15 protein-coding genes are annotated in these 16,576 nt (G+C 66.0%); 11 read left to right on the top strand and 4 right to left on the bottom strand.

Annotated features, from left to right (window positions below; genetic code table 11):
• Nucleotides 1-94 precede the first annotated feature (94 nt).
• Nucleotides 95-1,246 carry a PPE family protein gene (locus tag MKAN_RS14845; RefSeq protein ID WP_023369309.1) on the top strand — a complete coding sequence of 384 codons (1,152 nt, stop codon included), beginning with the start codon at nt 95-97 and terminating at the stop codon, nt 1,244-1,246.
• 831 nt (nt 1,247-2,077) lie between these two features.
• On the opposite strand, the gene MKAN_RS14840 is transcribed toward MKAN_RS14845, so the two are convergent.
• Nucleotides 2,078-4,054: a cytochrome c oxidase assembly protein gene (locus tag MKAN_RS14840; protein WP_023369308.1), complete on the bottom strand. Its 1,977-nt coding sequence runs from the start codon at nt 4,052-4,054 to the stop codon at nt 2,078-2,080.
• A gap of 162 nt (nt 4,055-4,216) precedes the next feature.
• Between MKAN_RS14840 and MKAN_RS14835 the strand changes: the two genes are divergently transcribed.
• The 10 genes from MKAN_RS14835 (at nt 4,217) to MKAN_RS14790 (ending at nt 13,519) form a co-directional block, all read left to right on the top strand.
• Nucleotides 4,217-4,855, top strand: a complete 639-nt coding sequence (locus tag MKAN_RS14835) for a DUF5134 domain-containing protein (protein WP_023369306.1) — start codon at nt 4,217-4,219, stop codon at nt 4,853-4,855.
• Nucleotides 4,856-4,979: 124 nt separating this feature from the next.
• Entirely contained in the window at nt 4,980-6,086 is a 1,107-nt protein-coding gene (locus MKAN_RS14830) for an ABC transporter permease (RefSeq protein ID WP_023369304.1), read from the top strand.
• 81 nt (nt 6,087-6,167) lie between these two features.
• Entirely contained in the window at nt 6,168-6,866 is a 699-nt protein-coding gene (locus MKAN_RS14825) for an ABC transporter ATP-binding protein (RefSeq protein ID WP_036395008.1), read from the top strand.
• 102 nt (nt 6,867-6,968) lie between these two features.
• Nucleotides 6,969-7,631, top strand: coding sequence for a peroxiredoxin (locus MKAN_RS14820; RefSeq protein ID WP_023369300.1), 663 nt, complete (start codon nt 6,969-6,971; stop codon nt 7,629-7,631).
• 28 nt (nt 7,632-7,659) lie between these two features.
• The gene (locus tag MKAN_RS14815) at nt 7,660-8,805 is read left to right on the top strand and encodes a LuxE/PaaK family acyltransferase (RefSeq protein ID WP_023369297.1); all 1,146 of its coding nucleotides are present in this window, start codon (nt 7,660-7,662) and stop codon (nt 8,803-8,805) included.
• A gap of 2 nt (nt 8,806-8,807) precedes the next feature.
• Nucleotides 8,808-9,206, top strand: coding sequence for an iron-sulfur cluster assembly scaffold protein (locus tag MKAN_RS14810; RefSeq protein ID WP_036394872.1), 399 nt, complete (start codon nt 8,808-8,810; stop codon nt 9,204-9,206).
• Between the two features lie 64 nt (nt 9,207-9,270).
• Entirely contained in the window at nt 9,271-10,407 is a 1,137-nt protein-coding gene (locus MKAN_RS14805; protein WP_036395006.1) for a cysteine desulfurase family protein, read from the top strand.
• Nucleotides 10,404-11,510 carry an ABC transporter permease gene (locus MKAN_RS14800; RefSeq protein ID WP_023369291.1) on the top strand — a complete coding sequence of 369 codons (1,107 nt, stop codon included), beginning with the start codon at nt 10,404-10,406 and terminating at the stop codon, nt 11,508-11,510. The genes MKAN_RS14805 and MKAN_RS14800 overlap by 4 nt, the downstream gene beginning before the upstream one ends.
• Nucleotides 11,511-11,525: 15 nt before the next feature.
• The gene (locus tag MKAN_RS14795; protein ID WP_023369289.1) at nt 11,526-11,840 is read left to right on the top strand and encodes an acyl carrier protein; all 315 of its coding nucleotides are present in this window, start codon (nt 11,526-11,528) and stop codon (nt 11,838-11,840) included.
• A gap of 29 nt (nt 11,841-11,869) precedes the next feature.
• Nucleotides 11,870-13,519, top strand: coding sequence for an AMP-binding protein (locus MKAN_RS14790; protein WP_160937865.1), 1,650 nt, complete (start codon nt 11,870-11,872; stop codon nt 13,517-13,519).
• Between the two features lie 7 nt (nt 13,520-13,526).
• On the opposite strand, the gene MKAN_RS14785 is transcribed toward MKAN_RS14790, so the two are convergent.
• From MKAN_RS14785 to MKAN_RS14775, 3 genes are all read right to left on the bottom strand, one after another.
• The gene (locus MKAN_RS14785; protein WP_023369285.1) at nt 13,527-14,333 is read right to left on the bottom strand and encodes an SDR family NAD(P)-dependent oxidoreductase; all 807 of its coding nucleotides are present in this window, start codon (nt 14,331-14,333) and stop codon (nt 13,527-13,529) included.
• Nucleotides 14,334-14,901: 568 nt separating this feature from the next.
• On the bottom strand, nt 14,902-15,672 hold the full coding sequence (locus MKAN_RS14780; RefSeq protein WP_036395004.1) for a 5'-methylthioadenosine/adenosylhomocysteine nucleosidase: 771 nt from the start codon (nt 15,670-15,672) through the stop codon (nt 14,902-14,904).
• A 25-nt stretch (nt 15,673-15,697) separates the two neighbouring features.
• Entirely contained in the window at nt 15,698-16,567 is an 870-nt protein-coding gene (locus MKAN_RS14775; protein WP_023369281.1) for an SDR family oxidoreductase, read from the bottom strand.
• Nucleotides 16,568-16,576: the final 9 nt, after the last annotated feature.

Genomic DNA, 16,576 nt, shown 5'->3' with positions numbered 1-16,576 from the left:
CCTTCGGGACCGGTTCCGGTTCGTACACGGCCGTTGCGGCCGCCGACGCGATGACAGCCGGCTAAGTCAGCCGAGTTGGGACGAGGGCACATACATGATGGATTTCGGAGCACTGCCACCGGAGATCAACTCCGCCAGGATGTACGCCGGTCCGGGTGCGGGTTCGCTGCTGGCCGCGGCGGCGGCGTGGGAGTGTCTGGCCGCCGATCTGTACTCGCTGGCCGCCGCATACCAGTCGGTGATCTCAGGGCTGTCGGTGGGTTCCTGGCTCGGTCCGGCGTCGATGTTGATGGCGGCCGCGGCGGCGCCGTATGTCGCGTGGATGAACGCTACCGCGGCCCAGGCCGAGCAGGCCGGCATCCAGGCCATGGCGGCGGTGACCGCGTTCAATGCGGTGTTCTCGATGACGGTGCCGCCACCGGTTATCGCGGAGAACCGGGCCATGCTCATGACACTGGTCGCCACCGATATCCTCGGGCAGAACGCCGCGGCGATCGCGGCGACCGAAGCGGAGTACGCGGAGATGTGGGCCCGGGATGCCGCTGCGATGTATGGCTACGCGGCTGCCTCGGCGGCCGCGTCAACGTTGACGCCGTTCGAGGAGGCCCCGGAAACCACCCACGCCGACGGGCTTGCCAGGCAGCTCGCATTGGTCGGGGAGGTCGAAGCCGCCGCCATCAGGCAGCTGATGTCCGAGGTGCCCCGGGCGCTACGAATGCTCAGTGAGCCGGCACCGTGGCAATGGCTGGTGGAACTGTGGAGGGGGATCTCGCCACACCTGGGCACCTTCAGAGACATCGTGTCGATAGGTCAGAACTGTGTTTCGGTGACCAACAACACGCTTGCCATGACCCAGATGGGGGCCGCGATGTCCAGGGCGGTGCCCGCCGCGGTCAGCGAGGCTGCCGGTGCCGCGGCCAAGGCGATTGCGGGCGGGACGACAGCGCTGGGGTCGGCTTCCGGCGGGCTGGGCGGTTCGGGGTTAGCGGCCGGGTTGGGCCGGGCGGCTTCGGTTGGTTCGTTATCGGTACCGCAAAGCTGGGCCGCGGCCAATCACGCGATCAACCCAGCGGTTCGCGCGTTGCCGGGTACCAGCCTGGGCAGCGCTGCGCAAAGCGCGCCGGGACACATGCTGGGCGGGCTACCGCTCGGGCCGACACCCTCCGGCGGTGGCAGCGGTGTGAACGGCGCGTTGCGGATCCCGCCGCGCGCCTATGTCATGCCCCGGATCCCGGCGGCGGGCTAATGCCACGGCCGCGATCCGGTGGCGTGCGACCGGCGTCGAATTGGCATCAAAGTGCCTGCGTTCCTTGCGTTGTCGTCGGGGGTTTGCGCCGGGCTGTGCGGTTGGCCGCGCGGTGGGGTGCGCTGTGGCCGTGGCGTTGAGCGTGGGTTGACGGCGCCGACTGGGTCGTCACGGCGTTCAGCGTGAGCTCACGGCGTTGAGCGTGAGCTGGGGGCGTCGAGACGTGCCACCATGGCGTCGAACGTGAGCTGGGGGCGTCGAGTGTGAGCTGGGGGCGTCGAGTGTGCCGCCAGGGCGGTCCGACCGCGAAATCCCCGCCCTGCGTGCACGCTCAAAGCCGTAACCGCACGCTCGATACAGCAGCACCACCGCACACGCGATACAGCAGCACCACCGCACGCTCGATACGGCAAGCACGCTCGATACGGCAAGCACGCTCGATACAGCAGCACCACCGCACGCTCGATACGGCAAGCACGCTCGATACGGCAAGCACGCTCGATACGGCAGCGCGCTCGATACGGCAGCACCACCGCACGCTCAAAACCACCACGGCACACTCGATACCGCGGCATGACAATCGACGCCGGTGAGCCCGCGAGTCTGCTGGGTCCTCGCCGAATACCCTCCATGGCAAGAGGTTCGAGCGAAGCCACGCGCATCGCCGCCGAAACAGACGTCAAGGCGCGCATCCAAAGCTGCGTTCGCCGACATCGACACCCCGAAGAATCCAGGCTGGAGGTATCCGATCGCCGAACAGATCGCGCTGCGGCCGGTCCGAGTCCTCGGATTCCGAATAGGACTACCGAGGTCCGGGCTCCGGGAGCTCACTCATCGGCGCATCCGGGACAGTTCGCGAAGCATCGCGTTGTAGGCATCCAGGTCGTCATCGGCGTAGTTGCTGTCCGCATGCCGGTCCTCACGGGCAGCGACCCGCCGGTCCTGGCGCGCCCATTGCGCCACCAGCGCCACGATCACTATGATAATGGGCAGTTCCGTTGCACCCCAGGCGATTCCGCCGCCAAGATGTTGATCGGCGACAATACTCGGCAGCCAGGGAAGACCAACCGACTGGTAAAACCCGCTGCCTATTGCCGATGACGTGGTCATCAACGCGATGCCGAAGAAGGCGTGAAATGGCATCACCGCGAACAGCAACCCGATTCGACCCGGATAGGGAAGTCGGCGCGGTCCCGGGTCGATACCGATGATCGCCCAGTAGAAGAGGTACCCGACGATCAAGAAGTGGACGGCCATGAACTCGTGGCCCCAGTGGTAGCGGACCAGGATGTCGAACAACGGTGTGAAGTAAACGATGTAGGGCGAGGCCACAAAGAGGATGAACGCGGTAATCGGATGCGACAAGAACGCCGTCACCCGCGAATGCAGCAGCCAGGTCAACCACTCGCGGGGGCCGGGCGGCTGTCCGTCACCGGCGGCGGGCAATACCCGCAGCGCCAAGGTGACCGGGCCGCCCAATACCAGCAGCACCGGGACGAACATGTTCAGCGTCATGTGCTCGGCCATGTGGACGCTGAACATCGCCGACCCGTAGGCGCGCAGGCCCGAGCTGCTGGTGAAGACCAGGACGACACAGCCGGTCAGCCATGCCATCAATCTGCCGACGGGCCAGGCGTTGCCATTCTTCCGCAGACGCACGTAAGCGACCACATACCCGACGGCGAGCACCACGCCAAGAGTCCCGACCAGGCTGTCGAACCGCCACTCGGTGACCAACGTGACGACGTTCGGCGGCTGCGGCAGTTCGTACCCGAGAAAGACGTCCCACGCCGAGAACTGGTGTGTGACATACCGCGGCGCGGTCTGAATCGCCATCGCAGCCACCGCAGCCATCACGGCCATCATGGTCAGAGCCCCGGCGATACGGGCACCGCCGGAACCTGCGGGCCGGACGAACAAACCCCAACAGTCCGATAACCACACCAGCGCTACCACCAGGCCGGCCGCAAGACCGAGGCGAGCAAAGTCCGAATCGAACGACCAACCCGGGATCAGCAGATACAGCAGCACCGCTCCGTAGGACAGCGTCAGCGCTCCGCAGGCCACCTGCATCACCTGCACAGCCCGGCCCGGGGTCGCGGTGGCCACGGCCGTGGCAGTCTTCAGCCCGGTCAGCGTGGCAAGGGCCAACGTGAAGACGATCGCGGCGCTGGTCGTGTAGTCATGGTCCGGCCCCTGCCCCGCGTTACCGGTGACCGCCGTCGCAACCACGGCGATCACGGTGGGAATGAGCAACACGAAATGGCCGACCCATCGAGTGATGAGGCGCAGCGTGACCGCGACCACGAGCGCGCCGATCGCCGCCACGATCCACCCCCGTGCGACTTCGGAGGCGCCGACGGCATCGAGCAGCGCTCCACCGCCCAGCAACTGCGACGGCGCCACACCGGCATCGTGGGCAGCCTGAATGACCACCATCACCACTGCAAGCCCCAGCCAGGCAACGGAAACCCGCTCTGCCACAAGGTGAACCCGGAATGCCGCCGCATCGATCAAGCCGTCGTGCTCCGGGCGCGACGCGATCACGACGTACACCAGTGCACCCAGGCACACTGCGGTCGCCAACGACGCCAGAAAGTATCCGAGCGGCTCCGCGATGCAGAGGAACCCACCGGGATACGGGTTACCCGCCGTGGCATAGCGGCGCGCTCCCGACGCCAGCCCGTAGCCAGCCAGCACACCCGAGATGCCGAGCAGACCAAGAAGCAGCCCGGCCAATGCCCACGAGATCGACCGCGAGGCCGGCACCGCCGACGGCGAACGGTCAGCGGTCACGTCGGTCTGCACCCCACGAGCTTACGGCCCGACGTCGCACCGGACGCCCGTTGCCCAACCTCGGATTCACCGGCCCCACCTACCGGCCGCGGACCGCATATTCTTCGGAGGCCGTCGTTACCGATCCTGAAAGTGACGTCATGACCTCCCCGAATCCCGGCGATCGAGCTCCACATGGTCGATGAACTGCTGCTTCGTTGGCTAGTGACCGGACTTTTCGTGCTGAGCGGCGCCAACTACGTCGTCGCGGCCATCGGCCAGCGGGGACGGTGGGTCTACCTCGTCAGCAATGGGCTGCATCTGGTGATGGCGATTGCGATGGTGGTGATGATTTGGCCCTGGGGCATCCATGCACCGACGACCGGACCCGCGGCCTTCTTTCTGCTGGCGGCCGGGTGGTTTATCGCACTGACCGTCGTCTCGGCCAAGACGATCGCCCAGTGGACGGCAGGCAGCTACCACGCATTGATGATGCTCGCCATGACATGGATGTACGTCGTGATGAACGGTCATCTGCTGCCCGGCAACCCGGTCACCCCCCACCCGGCATCGACGGCCGTCTCGATGCCGGGCATGGAGATGTCGGCGATGCCCATGCCGCCGGAGAGCAGCCAGCCGGGATGGGTGGCCTCCGTCAACTGGTTGTGGTTCCTGGTCTTCACGATCGCGGCGATCGTGTGGACCGCCGTCTCCCTGGCCGGATGGCGGCGCGGTGCGACTGAATGCAAGCGCGACATCCTGGCGCAGACCGGCCGGATATCGATGGCACTAGCAATGGCTATCGTTTTCGCCGCCCTGCTCTCTGGTGGTTGACCGGAGTACACCGCAATCGTGGCGAGTCGGACAACTTCCATGGAACTTCTTGCCACTCTTCTGCGACTACCTCCTTTGTGGTTTGGGTTACCAGGTTCGCGTGTGATCAAGGGCTTGTAGCTGGGTGATCGTCGCCGTCAAGAATCTCGTCGCTGAACGTGCCCGGTTGGTGTTCTCGGTGTTGGGAGTGGGGATCGCGGTCCTGTTGGTGTTGGTGATCTCGGGCATCTTCGTGGGCACCACCAATCGGGTCACGACCTACATCGACCACTACAAGGGAGCCGTGTGGGTGGTACAGCCCGGGGTGTCGCAGATGTTCAAAGCGGTGTCGTGGTTGCCCGGCGACGGCAGAGAGCGCCTGCTGACCGTCCCCGGGGTGCAATCGGCGGATCCGCTGCTGGGCTCGCCGTCCGATTTTGTGCACAACGGCACCCACACCGCCTACTTCGTGTTGGGCTATGACACCCGGACCGGTGTGGGTGGCCCGTGGTCGCTGGCGCAGGGCCGCAACGTCGCCCGCTCCGGCGAGGTGGTGCTGGACCGGGTGCTGGCTACGAAGAACGGAATCCGCCTCGGCGACAAGGTTCGAATCGTCGACGAGAATTTCACCGTCGTCGGGCTGTCCAACCAGACCGCCGCGGTGACGAACTACTACGCGTTCATATCGCTGCCGGACGCTGCGCGGCTGCTGCGGGCCGGAAATCGGGTGTCCTACTTCCTGGTTCGGCCCCGGGACGGCTACACCGCCGAACAGGTCGCCGCCGCGATCCACCGTGACATGGCGGGCATGGATGCGTTGACCGCTGCGTCCTTTGCCGAAAAGAGCCGCGACATAGTCGTTTCGATGATCGGGCGGCCGTTGAAGACGATGATCGCGATCGCGGTGTTGGTGGGTGTCGCGCTGGTGGGTTTGACCGTGCTGGCGGTCACCAATGAGCAGCTGCGCGACTTCGGGGTGCTGCGGGCACTGGGCGTGCGCCCAATCCAGTTGTGCCGCACCGTGCTTGCCCAGGCCGCCCTGATCGCCGGGCTGGGCTATCTGGCCGGCGCCGCCGTCGCCTACGGCGCGCAGTTCCTGATCGCCGACCGTTTGGGCGATGTCACCGTCGAGATCACCCCAACCATGCTGGCCACGATGGCCGCCGCCACCGCCGTCATGGCCGTCCTCGGATCACTGATCCCGGTGCGCCGTGTCGTGCGGATCGATCCCGTCACCGCCTTCAGACACTGACCCGAAGTGAGGATGCCCATGCGCTGCCCGGTGTGCCATCACGACGCCTCGGCCCCGCGATGTGCTCAGTGCCGCAGGCCGATACCGGAAGACACGTCGGGTCCGGTGCTGCGACTGACCGATATCACCGTTGACTACGGCGGCGGTGCGACGGCGGTGCACGCTCTGCAGGGCGTCGACCTGTCCGTCGAACGCGGCGAGGTGGTCCTGGTGGTCGGACCCTCCGGGGGCGGCAAGACCACCGCGCTGCTGGTGATGGGTCTGCTGCTGACCCCCGACGGCGGCACGGTGCAGATCTGTGGCCACGACGCCGGCCGGTTGTCCGAGCGCCGGCGTGCTGAGCTGCGGCTGGCCCGGCTGGGCTATCTGTTTCAGGACTACAACCTGCTGCAATCACTGACCAGCGTGGAAAACGTCGCGCTACCACTGCGTTACGCGGGCGTGCGCAAGCCAGCGGCGATCGCCCGCGCCCGGCAACTGCTCCACGAGCTGGACCTGGGACATCGCGCCCACCATCGCCCAGCCGCATTGTCCGGAGGCGAGAAACAGCGGGTGGCCGCGGCTCGTGCGCTGGCCATGGGCCCGGACGTGATTCTGGCCGACGAACCCACCGCCAACCTCGACTCGGCTACCGGGAAGAAGGTCAGCGCGCAACTGGCCAGCGCGGCCAAAGCCCAGGACTCCGCGGTGGTCATCGTGACCCACGATGCACGGCTCGAAGACATCGCCGATCGGGTCCTCCACCTCGAAGACGGCCGACTACTGGCTGCCACGGCCTAGAAGCCGAACTCGCAGCCCCCCAATGTTTCCCGAGACACCCAACGCGAATGGCAGCGGCTGCGCCGCTGATGGCAACACACTCGACCGGATTGGAGCCACTTCATGACACTGACGATCGGCAGCACCGCCCCGGATTTCGAAGCCACGACCACCGATGGACCGATCAAGTTCCACGAGTGGATCGGCGACAGCTGGGCGGTGCTGTTCTCCCATCCCCGCGACTTCACCCCGGTATGCACCACCGAACTCGGCTATCTGGCCACCATCAAGCCGGAATTCGACCGACGCAATGTGAAGATCATCGGGTTGTCCACCGACCCGCTCGACAGCCACGCCGCATGGTCGAAAGACATCGCATGCACCAGTGGTACGGCGCCCAATTACCCGCTGATCGCCGACACCGACTACGCCGTATCCAAGGCATACGGGATGTTGCCCGCCACCATCGGCGGCGACCCCAGCGACCACCCGCCCGCCGAACTCGCCACGCTACGAAACGTATTCGTCATCGACCCGAACAAGACGATCATGCTGGTGATGATCTACCCCATGACGACCGGCCGAAACTTCGACGAGGTGCTGCGGGCTATCGACTCACTTCAGCTGTTGAACAACGGGTTGGCCACCCCGGCCCAGTGGCGACAGGGCGACGACGTGATCATCGCTCCCTGGATCTCCGACGAGCAGGCTCGCCACACCTATCCCGACGGCTGGCAGGGCCCGCTTCCTTACCTCCGTTACGTTCCAAGCCCCCAAGGGCTTTAGGTTGTGCTGGGGGCTGAAGGAGAACGTCGTGGATTTGGTCACCATGCTGGGCATGCCCGGCGATGCGTTGCGCGCACCGGCCTACGAGGCACGCACGTCGCTCACCAACGCGCTGCGGAAGGCATTTGAACATCACTTCCAGCACAACGGCTTTTATCGCGCACAGTGCGATGCCGCGGGGGTCACTCCAGCCGATATCCATGACTACGGCGACCTGCACCGGATTCCGCTGCTGCCGGTCGGCATGTTCAAACAAACCGGCGCCCACGTGCTGTTGACGTCGGGCCTGGAAGACATCGAGATGGAGATCCGCTCTACGGGCACCAGCGGAGTGCCGTCGGTCGCTCGCCGGGATACGTTGACCGTGACCCGCGCATCGGTCGGGCTCTTGGGCTGTTATCGCGACTTCTTCGGCATTTCGCATGGCGCGGGATTGTTCCTCTGCCCGTCGACGGCCGAAATCCCCGAAATGGGCATGGTCAAGGTGTTCAATCTGCTCACCGGCCTGCTGGACGATCACAGCTACCTCGTCCGCGACTACTCCTTTCACCCCGACGAGGCGCTCGCCCGGCTGCGCCACTGGGAAGGCAGGATGACCAGGCACATCGTCGGCCCACCGTTCATCGTCGCCCGGTTCATGAGATACCTCGAATTGGAGGCGATTTCATTGACCCTGGATCCCGAGTCGCTGATCATCATGCTCGGCGGCTGGAAGCAATACACCGGACGCTCGATCAGCCGCGCGGAGTTCAACGACAAGGCCGAACGATTGCTGGGTATCCACCGGACCCGGATCCGCGATATGTACGGGATGATCGAATCCAACATGCTGGCCATCGAGTGCGAGCACCAACGCAAACACGTCCCACCGTGGTGCTATGTGTCCATTCGCGACATCGCCGACCCCACAACCGAACTCGGAACCGGACAAACCGGTGGTATCGCGATCCTGGACGCTCTCAACACGGCCTATCCCGGCTTTCTGCTGTCCGACGACGTCGGCGAGGTCGACGAGGGCACCTGCCGCTGCGGCCGTACCGGCCAAACCGTGCACTTCCGCCGCCGCCGACATGGGGCCGAATTGGGTTGCTGCGCTGTCAGTATCGAGAAGTACCTGGATTCCCGCGAGGTCGTCACCGAATGCGAACTCGCCCAGACAAGCCGGCGGGCATAACCATGTCGCGATACAGCCCTACGGTGGTCGATCACTTCAACAACCCCCGCAACTGCGGGCGGCTTGCGAACCCTGACGTCTCGGCGTTCGTCGGCAACCCGGTATGCGGTGACCAGATACTGCTCACCGTACGAGTCGAGGCGGACGCTGTCAGCGAGGTTGCGTTCGAGGCGTATGGCTGTTCTGCTTCCCTTGCCGTCGGTTCTATCCTGACCGAACGCCTCGGCGGCATGACGATCTCCGATATCGCCGCTCTGGACGCCGCACGAATTCTGCAATGGTCGGGCGGGCTCGGACCTGACCAACACCACGTCGCAGTGCTGGGTGCCGACGCGGCGCACCGGCTTGCCGATAACTACCGCAAGGGAATTCACGACGATGGCACCTGTTTCGCCGGTTGACGGCCGGGCAGCCGTGTCCGTATCGCCGATCCACCCGGGTACCGATGGGGTCGACGGCCTCTACTTGGACTATGCGGCCACGGCGCCATTACATCCGGCTGCGGCCCGGGCTGTCCATGCCGGCCAACAGCTGCTGGGCAATCCGTCGAGCGGCCACGCGGCGGGTCGCGCGGCCGCCGACGCGCTGCGCGACGCGCGCCGCTCGATTGCCCGGCTGCTGGGGGTGACTCCCCGCGAGGTGGTGCTGACTTCCGGTGGTAGCGAAGCGAATGCGCTCGCATTGTGGGGAACATTTGCCGCCCACGGGTTCACCGGTCACCTGGTGACCACCTCGATCGAACATTCAGCCGTCCTCGAAAACGCCCGCGCACTCGAAAAATTGGATGTCGCGGTGACGATCGTCGATCCCGGCCCGGGTGGTCATGTCGAGGCGGCGGCGGTCGCGGCCGCGATGCGCCCCGACACGGTGCTGGTGTCGGTGATGCACGCCAACAACGAAACCGGCGCAATCCAGCCGGTGCACGAGATCGCGGCGCTGGCCGCCCACGCCGGCGTGGCCTTTCACATGGACGCCGTGCACACCGCCGGCAAGCTCAGCCTCGACGCGGTAGGCGCGTCGCTGATCTCGGTGTCGGCACACAAGTTCGGCGGCCCGCGTGGCGTGGGCGCACTGGCCGTCCGCAACGGGCACCCACTGGTGCCCATGGTGCGCGGTGGGCCGCAGGAGAACCGGTTGCGCGCCGGAACCGAGAATGTCGCGGGGGCCATGGGAATGGCGGCCGCCGTTGAGGTTTGCCTGCGGCGCAGGTCGATGGGCCACCGCCTGGGCATCCGCGAGCGTCGTGAGCAATTGATCCTGGGCCTGGCCGGCACCGGCGGTGTGCATGTCAACAGCACCGAGCCGGTGCTCGAGGAGACGATCAGTGTGCGATTCGACGGTGTCCGCGCCGACACCCTGGCCGATTCGCTGGATATGCAGGGCATCTACGTGTCGACCGGGTCGGCCTGCCACGCCGGTCATGACGCCGTGTCGCACGTGCTGACCGCAATGGGATTGACCGAACGGGCCGCACGATCCACCGTGCGGTTCTCCCTTGGCCCCGAGGTGACGCCCGACGACATCGACCGCGTGGTGTCGGTCACGACGCAAGCGGTCCAGCGGCTGCGTGGCATCGCCGGTACGACAGGAGCTCGTCAGTGATCATCGCCGTCAAAAATCTCGTCGTCGAGCGTGCCCGGTTGATGTTCTCGGTGTTGGGAGTGGGGATCGCGGTCCTGTTGGTGTTGGTGATCTCGGGCATCTTCGTGGGCACCACCAATCAGGTCACGACCTACATCGACCACTCCAAGGGAGCCGTGTGGGTGGTACAGCCCGGCGTCGAACAACTGTTCCGCGCCGTGTCGTGGTTGCCCGCCGACGGCAGAGGCCGCCTGCTGACGGTTCCCGGTGTCCAGTCGGCCGATCCGATCCTGGGCCAACCGTCCGACTTCGTCCACAATGGTACGCAGACGGCGTACTTCGTCGTGGGTTACGACACCCGGACCGGTGCGGGTGGCCCGTGGTCGCTGGCGCAGGGCCGCAACGTCGCCCGCTCCGGCGAGGTGGTGCTGGACCGCGTACTGGCCAGCAAGAACGGAATCAAACTCGGCGACAAAGTCCAGATTGTCGACGAAGATTTCACGGTTGTGGGGCTGTCCAACCAGACCGCCGCACTGGGCAACTTCTACGCGTTCATCTCGCTACCCGATGCAGCACGGCTGCTGCGGGCCGGAAATCGGGTGTCCTACTTCCTGGTCCAGCCGCGGGACGGCTACACCGCTACCCAGCTCGCCGCCGCGATCCACCGCGACCTGCCCGACATGGACGCTCTGGCCGCTGCCACGTTCACCGACAACAGCCGAGCCATCATCATTTCGATGATCGGGCGGCCGTTGAAGACGATGATCGCGATCGCGGTGTTGGTGGGTGTCGCGCTGGTGGGTTTGACCGTGCTGGCGGTCACCAATGAGCAGCTGCGCGACTTCGGGGTGCTGCGGGCCCTGGGGGTGCGCCCAATCCAGTTGTGCCGCACCGTGCTTGCCCAGGCCGCCCTGATCGCCGGGCTGGGCTATCTGGCCGGCGCCGCCGTCGCCTACGGCGCGCAGTTCCTGATCGCCGACCGTTTGGGCGATGTCACCGTCGAGATCACCCCCACCATGCTGGCCACGATGGCCGCCGCCACCGCCGTCATGGCCGTCCTCGGATCACTGATCCCGGTGCGCCGTGTCGTGCGGATCGATCCCGTCACCGCCTTCAGACACTGACCCGAAGCGAGAATCATGACCGAAAACCGCTCCGCGCTGATACTCCCGGAGGCCGGCGAAGTCATCGGCGCCTTCCGCGATGCCCTCGAGAAGGTGCTGGCGCCCGAGGATCTCGCGCAGGTTGACCTCGTCCGGGTCGACTCCGAAACACCGCTACTCAGCCTGCCCATCGACTCTGCCGTACTGATGTCGTTGATGACCGAGCTCGAGGACAGGTTCGCGGTGTTCATCGACGAAGAGGCGGCATTCGCGTTCGAAACCGTCGCCGATATCACGGACTACGTGCGACGACGGCTGACCGACAAGGCCGGCCGGCTGGCCGGCGCGTGAGCGTCTTCTCGCCCGGGGCGCTCGCGCATGTGCGAGCTAACGCACCGGCAATGTCAAGTGGCGCCATCGATTACACTCGGCTGCTACAGCAGGATCTGCAGCAGATCGATTTCTACGGCACCCGCGAGCACCTCGCGACGCTCCCCGGGCACGCCCTGGCGCACCAAGTGCTCGTCCGCGCCGGCGCACTCGCCGCCAACGGCCTCCGGCGCGGCGACCGGATCGTGATGGTGTCGGCCAATACCGAGCAGTATCTGGCGACGCTGCTGGCGGCCCTGCTGATCGGGGCGCTGCCCTGCGCCGTCGCACCGCCGCCCACCCCGTCAGACGAAAAGTCGGCGGGGGTCCAGCATCTGCGTGCCGCGATCCGCGTCGTCGATCCCAAGTTGGTGGTGGCGCAACCCCGCGTTGCGGTCGCGGTGCCGCACGCGCGCGTGCTCGTATATGACGAACTCCAAGAGGCCCAACCCCTTTCGTTGCCGGTCGGCCACACGCCCGAGCCGAGTGACGTCCATCATGTCCAGCTCACGTCGGGTTCGACGTCCGCGCCCAAGGCGGTGCTGCTGACGCACGGCAATGTCGCGCACAACATCGGCGCCATCGGCTACGCGACGGCCATTGCGCGGGGCCACGACCGGGCTTTCAGCTGGTTGCCGATGTATCACGATATGGGCTTCATCCAGGTGCTCGGCGGGCTGCTCTACGGATTGCGGGTGGGCATCATGACACCACTGGCATTCCTCCGGGACCCGCTGTCGTGGGTTCGGCAGATGACGCATCATGGTTCGACACATACCGCGGGTCCGCCATTCGCATACCGGGCCACCGCCGACGCTTTCCAGCGTGCCAGCGGGACAGTGGAAATCGATCTGTCGGCACTGGCATATGCGTACGTCGGCGCCGAGCCGATCGCCCACTCCACGGTGCGCTACTTCACCGACACCTTCGCCCGACTCGGATTGCGCCGCGACACCCTGGTTCCGTGCTACGGCATGGCCGAGTCGGTGCTGGCCACGACTTTGGCACTGCGACCCGCGGCCACGGCTGCAACGGATTTCGGCCGCGTCCGGGTGCGGGAATCGCGGAGACACCAGATACCGGTTGTTTCGTGCGGTAAGCCGGTGGACGGCCTGCGGCTTCGTGTTGTGGACTCCGACGGCGTGGAGCTGCCGGCAGGAACCGAGGGCCAGATCCAGGTGAGCGGTCCGTCGATCATGCTCGGCTATCGCAACGGCGACGGCTCGGTCACCTGCCCGCCCGACGGCTGGCACGACACGGGAGATCGTGGATTCGTTTCCGAGGGCGAACTTTTCGTGGTGGGCCGCAGCAAGGAGATGTTGATCGTCCGTGGCCGGAACTTCCCGCCCTACGACGTCGAGCGGGCAATCGACGCCATGCCCGACATTGGGCCCGGGCATACGATCGTCTTCTCAGTCCCAGATGCACGACGTGGCAGAGAATCCGTCATCGCCGTAATAGGCACGAATACCGCCGAAACCGAACATCATCGAATCCGCGCCGACGTCGCGACGGCGGTACGAACCGCATTCGGATTCTCTCTCGACGACATCGTGCTGGTTCCCACCGCGGAGATTCCCCGCACCACGAGCGGGAAACTGCAGCGGCTCAAGGCCCGTCAGCGATATCTGGGCCGCCGCCTGCATGTCGCGGCAACCTGATAGGGGCTCAACTGCGTTTCAGCGCCGGGTGATTGCGCGCCAGGAACGGCAGCATCCACTCGGGTGGCGCGATCCGGAAAAGACCGGCGGCGACACGGTTCACCAGACCCGGGACGACGACGGCCTTGCCGGCGGCCAAACCCTCGATTCCGGCCTGAGCCACTTGGGCGGCGGGTTTCCACATAATGCGCGGCAGGCTGTTTTCGGCTTCCTCCTTGGTGAATCCGGCCGCGTCACCGAACCCGGTGTGGACCGGTCCGGGACACAGTGCGGTCACCCCGACCCCGGTGCCACGCAGCTCGCCGCGCAGGCTATGGGTATAGGACAGCACGAACGCCTTGGCCGCGCCATATGCGGCTTGTCCGGGTAAGGGACCGAATGCGGCCACCGACGCCACGTTGAGCACCGCTCCCCGACGACGTTCGACCATGCCCGGCAGGAACCTGCTGCACAGGTCGACGACGGCGGCCACATCGACTTCCACCAGGTTGAGTTCTTGAGCAGGAACGGATTTGGCCACAACGCCCAGCGTCGAGAGTCCGGCGTTGTTGACCAGGATATCGGGTGCCAGGCCGAGCGCGACGACCCGATCCAGCAGGCTCGCCCGGTCATTTCGCTCAGACAGATCGGCGGGCAGCGGATGCGCATGCGGGCCCAGCCGACCGGCGAGTGCTTCTAAACGGTCGGCGCTGCGCGCCACCAGGACGACCTGGTAGCCACGCTGGGCGAGAATCCGCGCAAGTTCCTCGCCGATACCCGAGGACGCCCCGGTGACGACAGCGGCGCGGTCATTTCCTGGTGGGGGAAGAGGCATACGGCGACCTTACCCGTCAGCCCCCGTTGGACTCTTGCCACGTTGCCGATCCACGCCCGACCCGGGACTGCCACACAACGACCACCCAGCGAACGCTCCATGTGACTTTGGGCCGCCATATTAAAGGACTTTCGGCCGTCGCCATACCGATGATCGCGGTGCCATAGTGGTCATTGCCAGGGCAACCTGGCGGTCTGCCCGAAGTGCAGCAGCCCGTTTTTGGGCGAGGCCTGAAAGGGCCTGCTTGACCCACCGTCAGAAGACGGGGATCTGCCTTCGGGCAGACTTTTCATGTCTGCTCGGCCGCGCTCTCCGGCGACCGTCGCCAGCGGCCTACATTGGGACCGTCGTCACCATCAGCGAAGTCTTGGGCCGCGGCAATCACTCTCGTGGACCTCGGGCTCATGCCGCCGTATCGAGTGTGGGGTGACGGCTTTGAGTGTGCGTGTAGGGCGGGAACATCCGCGGGCGGCCCGCCCTGACGCCGCACTCGGCGCCATCAACGCACACTCGGCGCCAGCTCCGTCCCGCAGCGAAGTGCGCTGGTTCAGCATCGCTTCACGGACAACTAAATCGTGGCATGGCGGGTGAGCACCGGGAGCAATCGCAGCAGGATCCGGGCCGAGCCGTCGGCGACCTCGTTGACGAACCGTTTGAAGTCCAGACCGGAATCGCTGCCGGCAAGATCGGAGAGCGCACGGATGACCAGCCACGGGATGCCGAAGGATTCGCAGACCTGCGCCAGCGCACCGCCCTCCATTTCGATTGCGTGGCCGCCGAATTCGTGGTGAAGCCGGCTGCGGGTGCGCTCACAGTGCAGGTATTGATCGCCGGTCAGCACGGTGCCGAAGGTGATCCGCGGCGGGCGGCCGTGGCCACCTGCACCAGTCGACAGAGGCGGCAGGGTGAACCCGTCTAGACGGTCCCGCACGCGCTCGATCAGCCCGGGGTCCGCCCGATAGCCAAGCTGATCGGTCGGTTTGATGAAGGGGATGTGTCCGGGTTGGTAGGGCTGCAGCTGCTCGTCCTCCACGAGGCCGAAGTCGTGCTGGACCACCCTTTCGGCGATGACGACGTCGCCGATCTGCAGCTCCGCATTCAGCCCGCCGGCGACACCGGTGAAAACGATCGTGCGGCAACGGAATCGGTCGGCAAGCAGCGTCGCAACCAGACTTGTGTTGACTTTGCCCATGCCGGCCGCCGCCAAGACCACCGGGTGGTCGTCGAGCACACCGATGCCGAAGGCGACCTTGGCGATCTGGTGGCGTTCGGGCCCCGACATCAAACCCAGCAGGTAGGACAACTCCTGCGGGATCGCGCAGATGACCCCGATCGTCACGGTGAGCCCATCGGCCGCAGCCCGGTCACCGATCACCGGTAGTCATCATGCGGGAACCGCGGCGGAACCGCATGAGGTACCCGGGCAGTCGGCGCACCGGCACCGGCTTGGGCCAGTCGTCGGCCCGGAAGTATGCGTCGGAACCGCCGTCGACGAACACGACACTGCCGCAAAGGAAGTCGGCGGAGTCCGACAGCAGGAAGCAAATCCAGTCGGCCATGTGCGTGACGTCGCCGAATCCACCGATGGGAATAGGGAACGACCGAACGGCTTTGGCTTGCGTAGGGTCCGACAGCTGCTCCTGCAGTAACGGCGTCATGATGGCCCCGGGCGCAAGAGCATTCAGTCGGATACCCGCACCGGCCCATTCCGGCAGCACGGCATGGCGCCGAACCCAGCGGCTCACCGCGATTTTCGACGCCGCGTACATGATCGAAGGCGCCCCTCTGCCGAACAACTTCACTGACCGCAACGCCCCAGCGGCGTCATTCTCCAGCAGTGCTCGCACGGTTCGCCGGGGAACCGCTGGAACCGTCGTCGTCGAGTTGCTTCCGATAACGACCACCTTCGCACGTTCGGCGGCGGCCAATGCCGGCCGCCACGCGTGCAACAACTCGACCACGCCCAGGTAATTGACCTGCGCGATCCGTCGCAGCCGGTCCCGCCCCGGGCCTGGCCCCAATCCCGCAGCGAGCACGGCACCATCGAGCCTGCCGCCCGAGGCCGCCACGACCCCGTCCGCGGCCTGCGCGCGTCCCTGGGGTGTCGACAAGTCGGCGACGACGTCGGCGTCTTTGAGGTCGACGCCGATCACCGTATGGCCGTGATCCCGGAGCCGGACCGCGGCCGCGCGGCCCATCCCGGATGCCGCTCCGGTGATTGCGTAGGTGCCCATTGCGATCTC

The sequence above is a fragment of the Mycobacterium kansasii ATCC 12478 genome (assembly GCF_000157895.3).
Classification (GTDB): domain Bacteria; phylum Actinomycetota; class Actinomycetes; order Mycobacteriales; family Mycobacteriaceae; genus Mycobacterium; species Mycobacterium kansasii.
The sequence above is the reverse complement of the archived record's forward strand: the minus strand, read 5'-3'. Positions and strand labels throughout refer to the sequence as shown.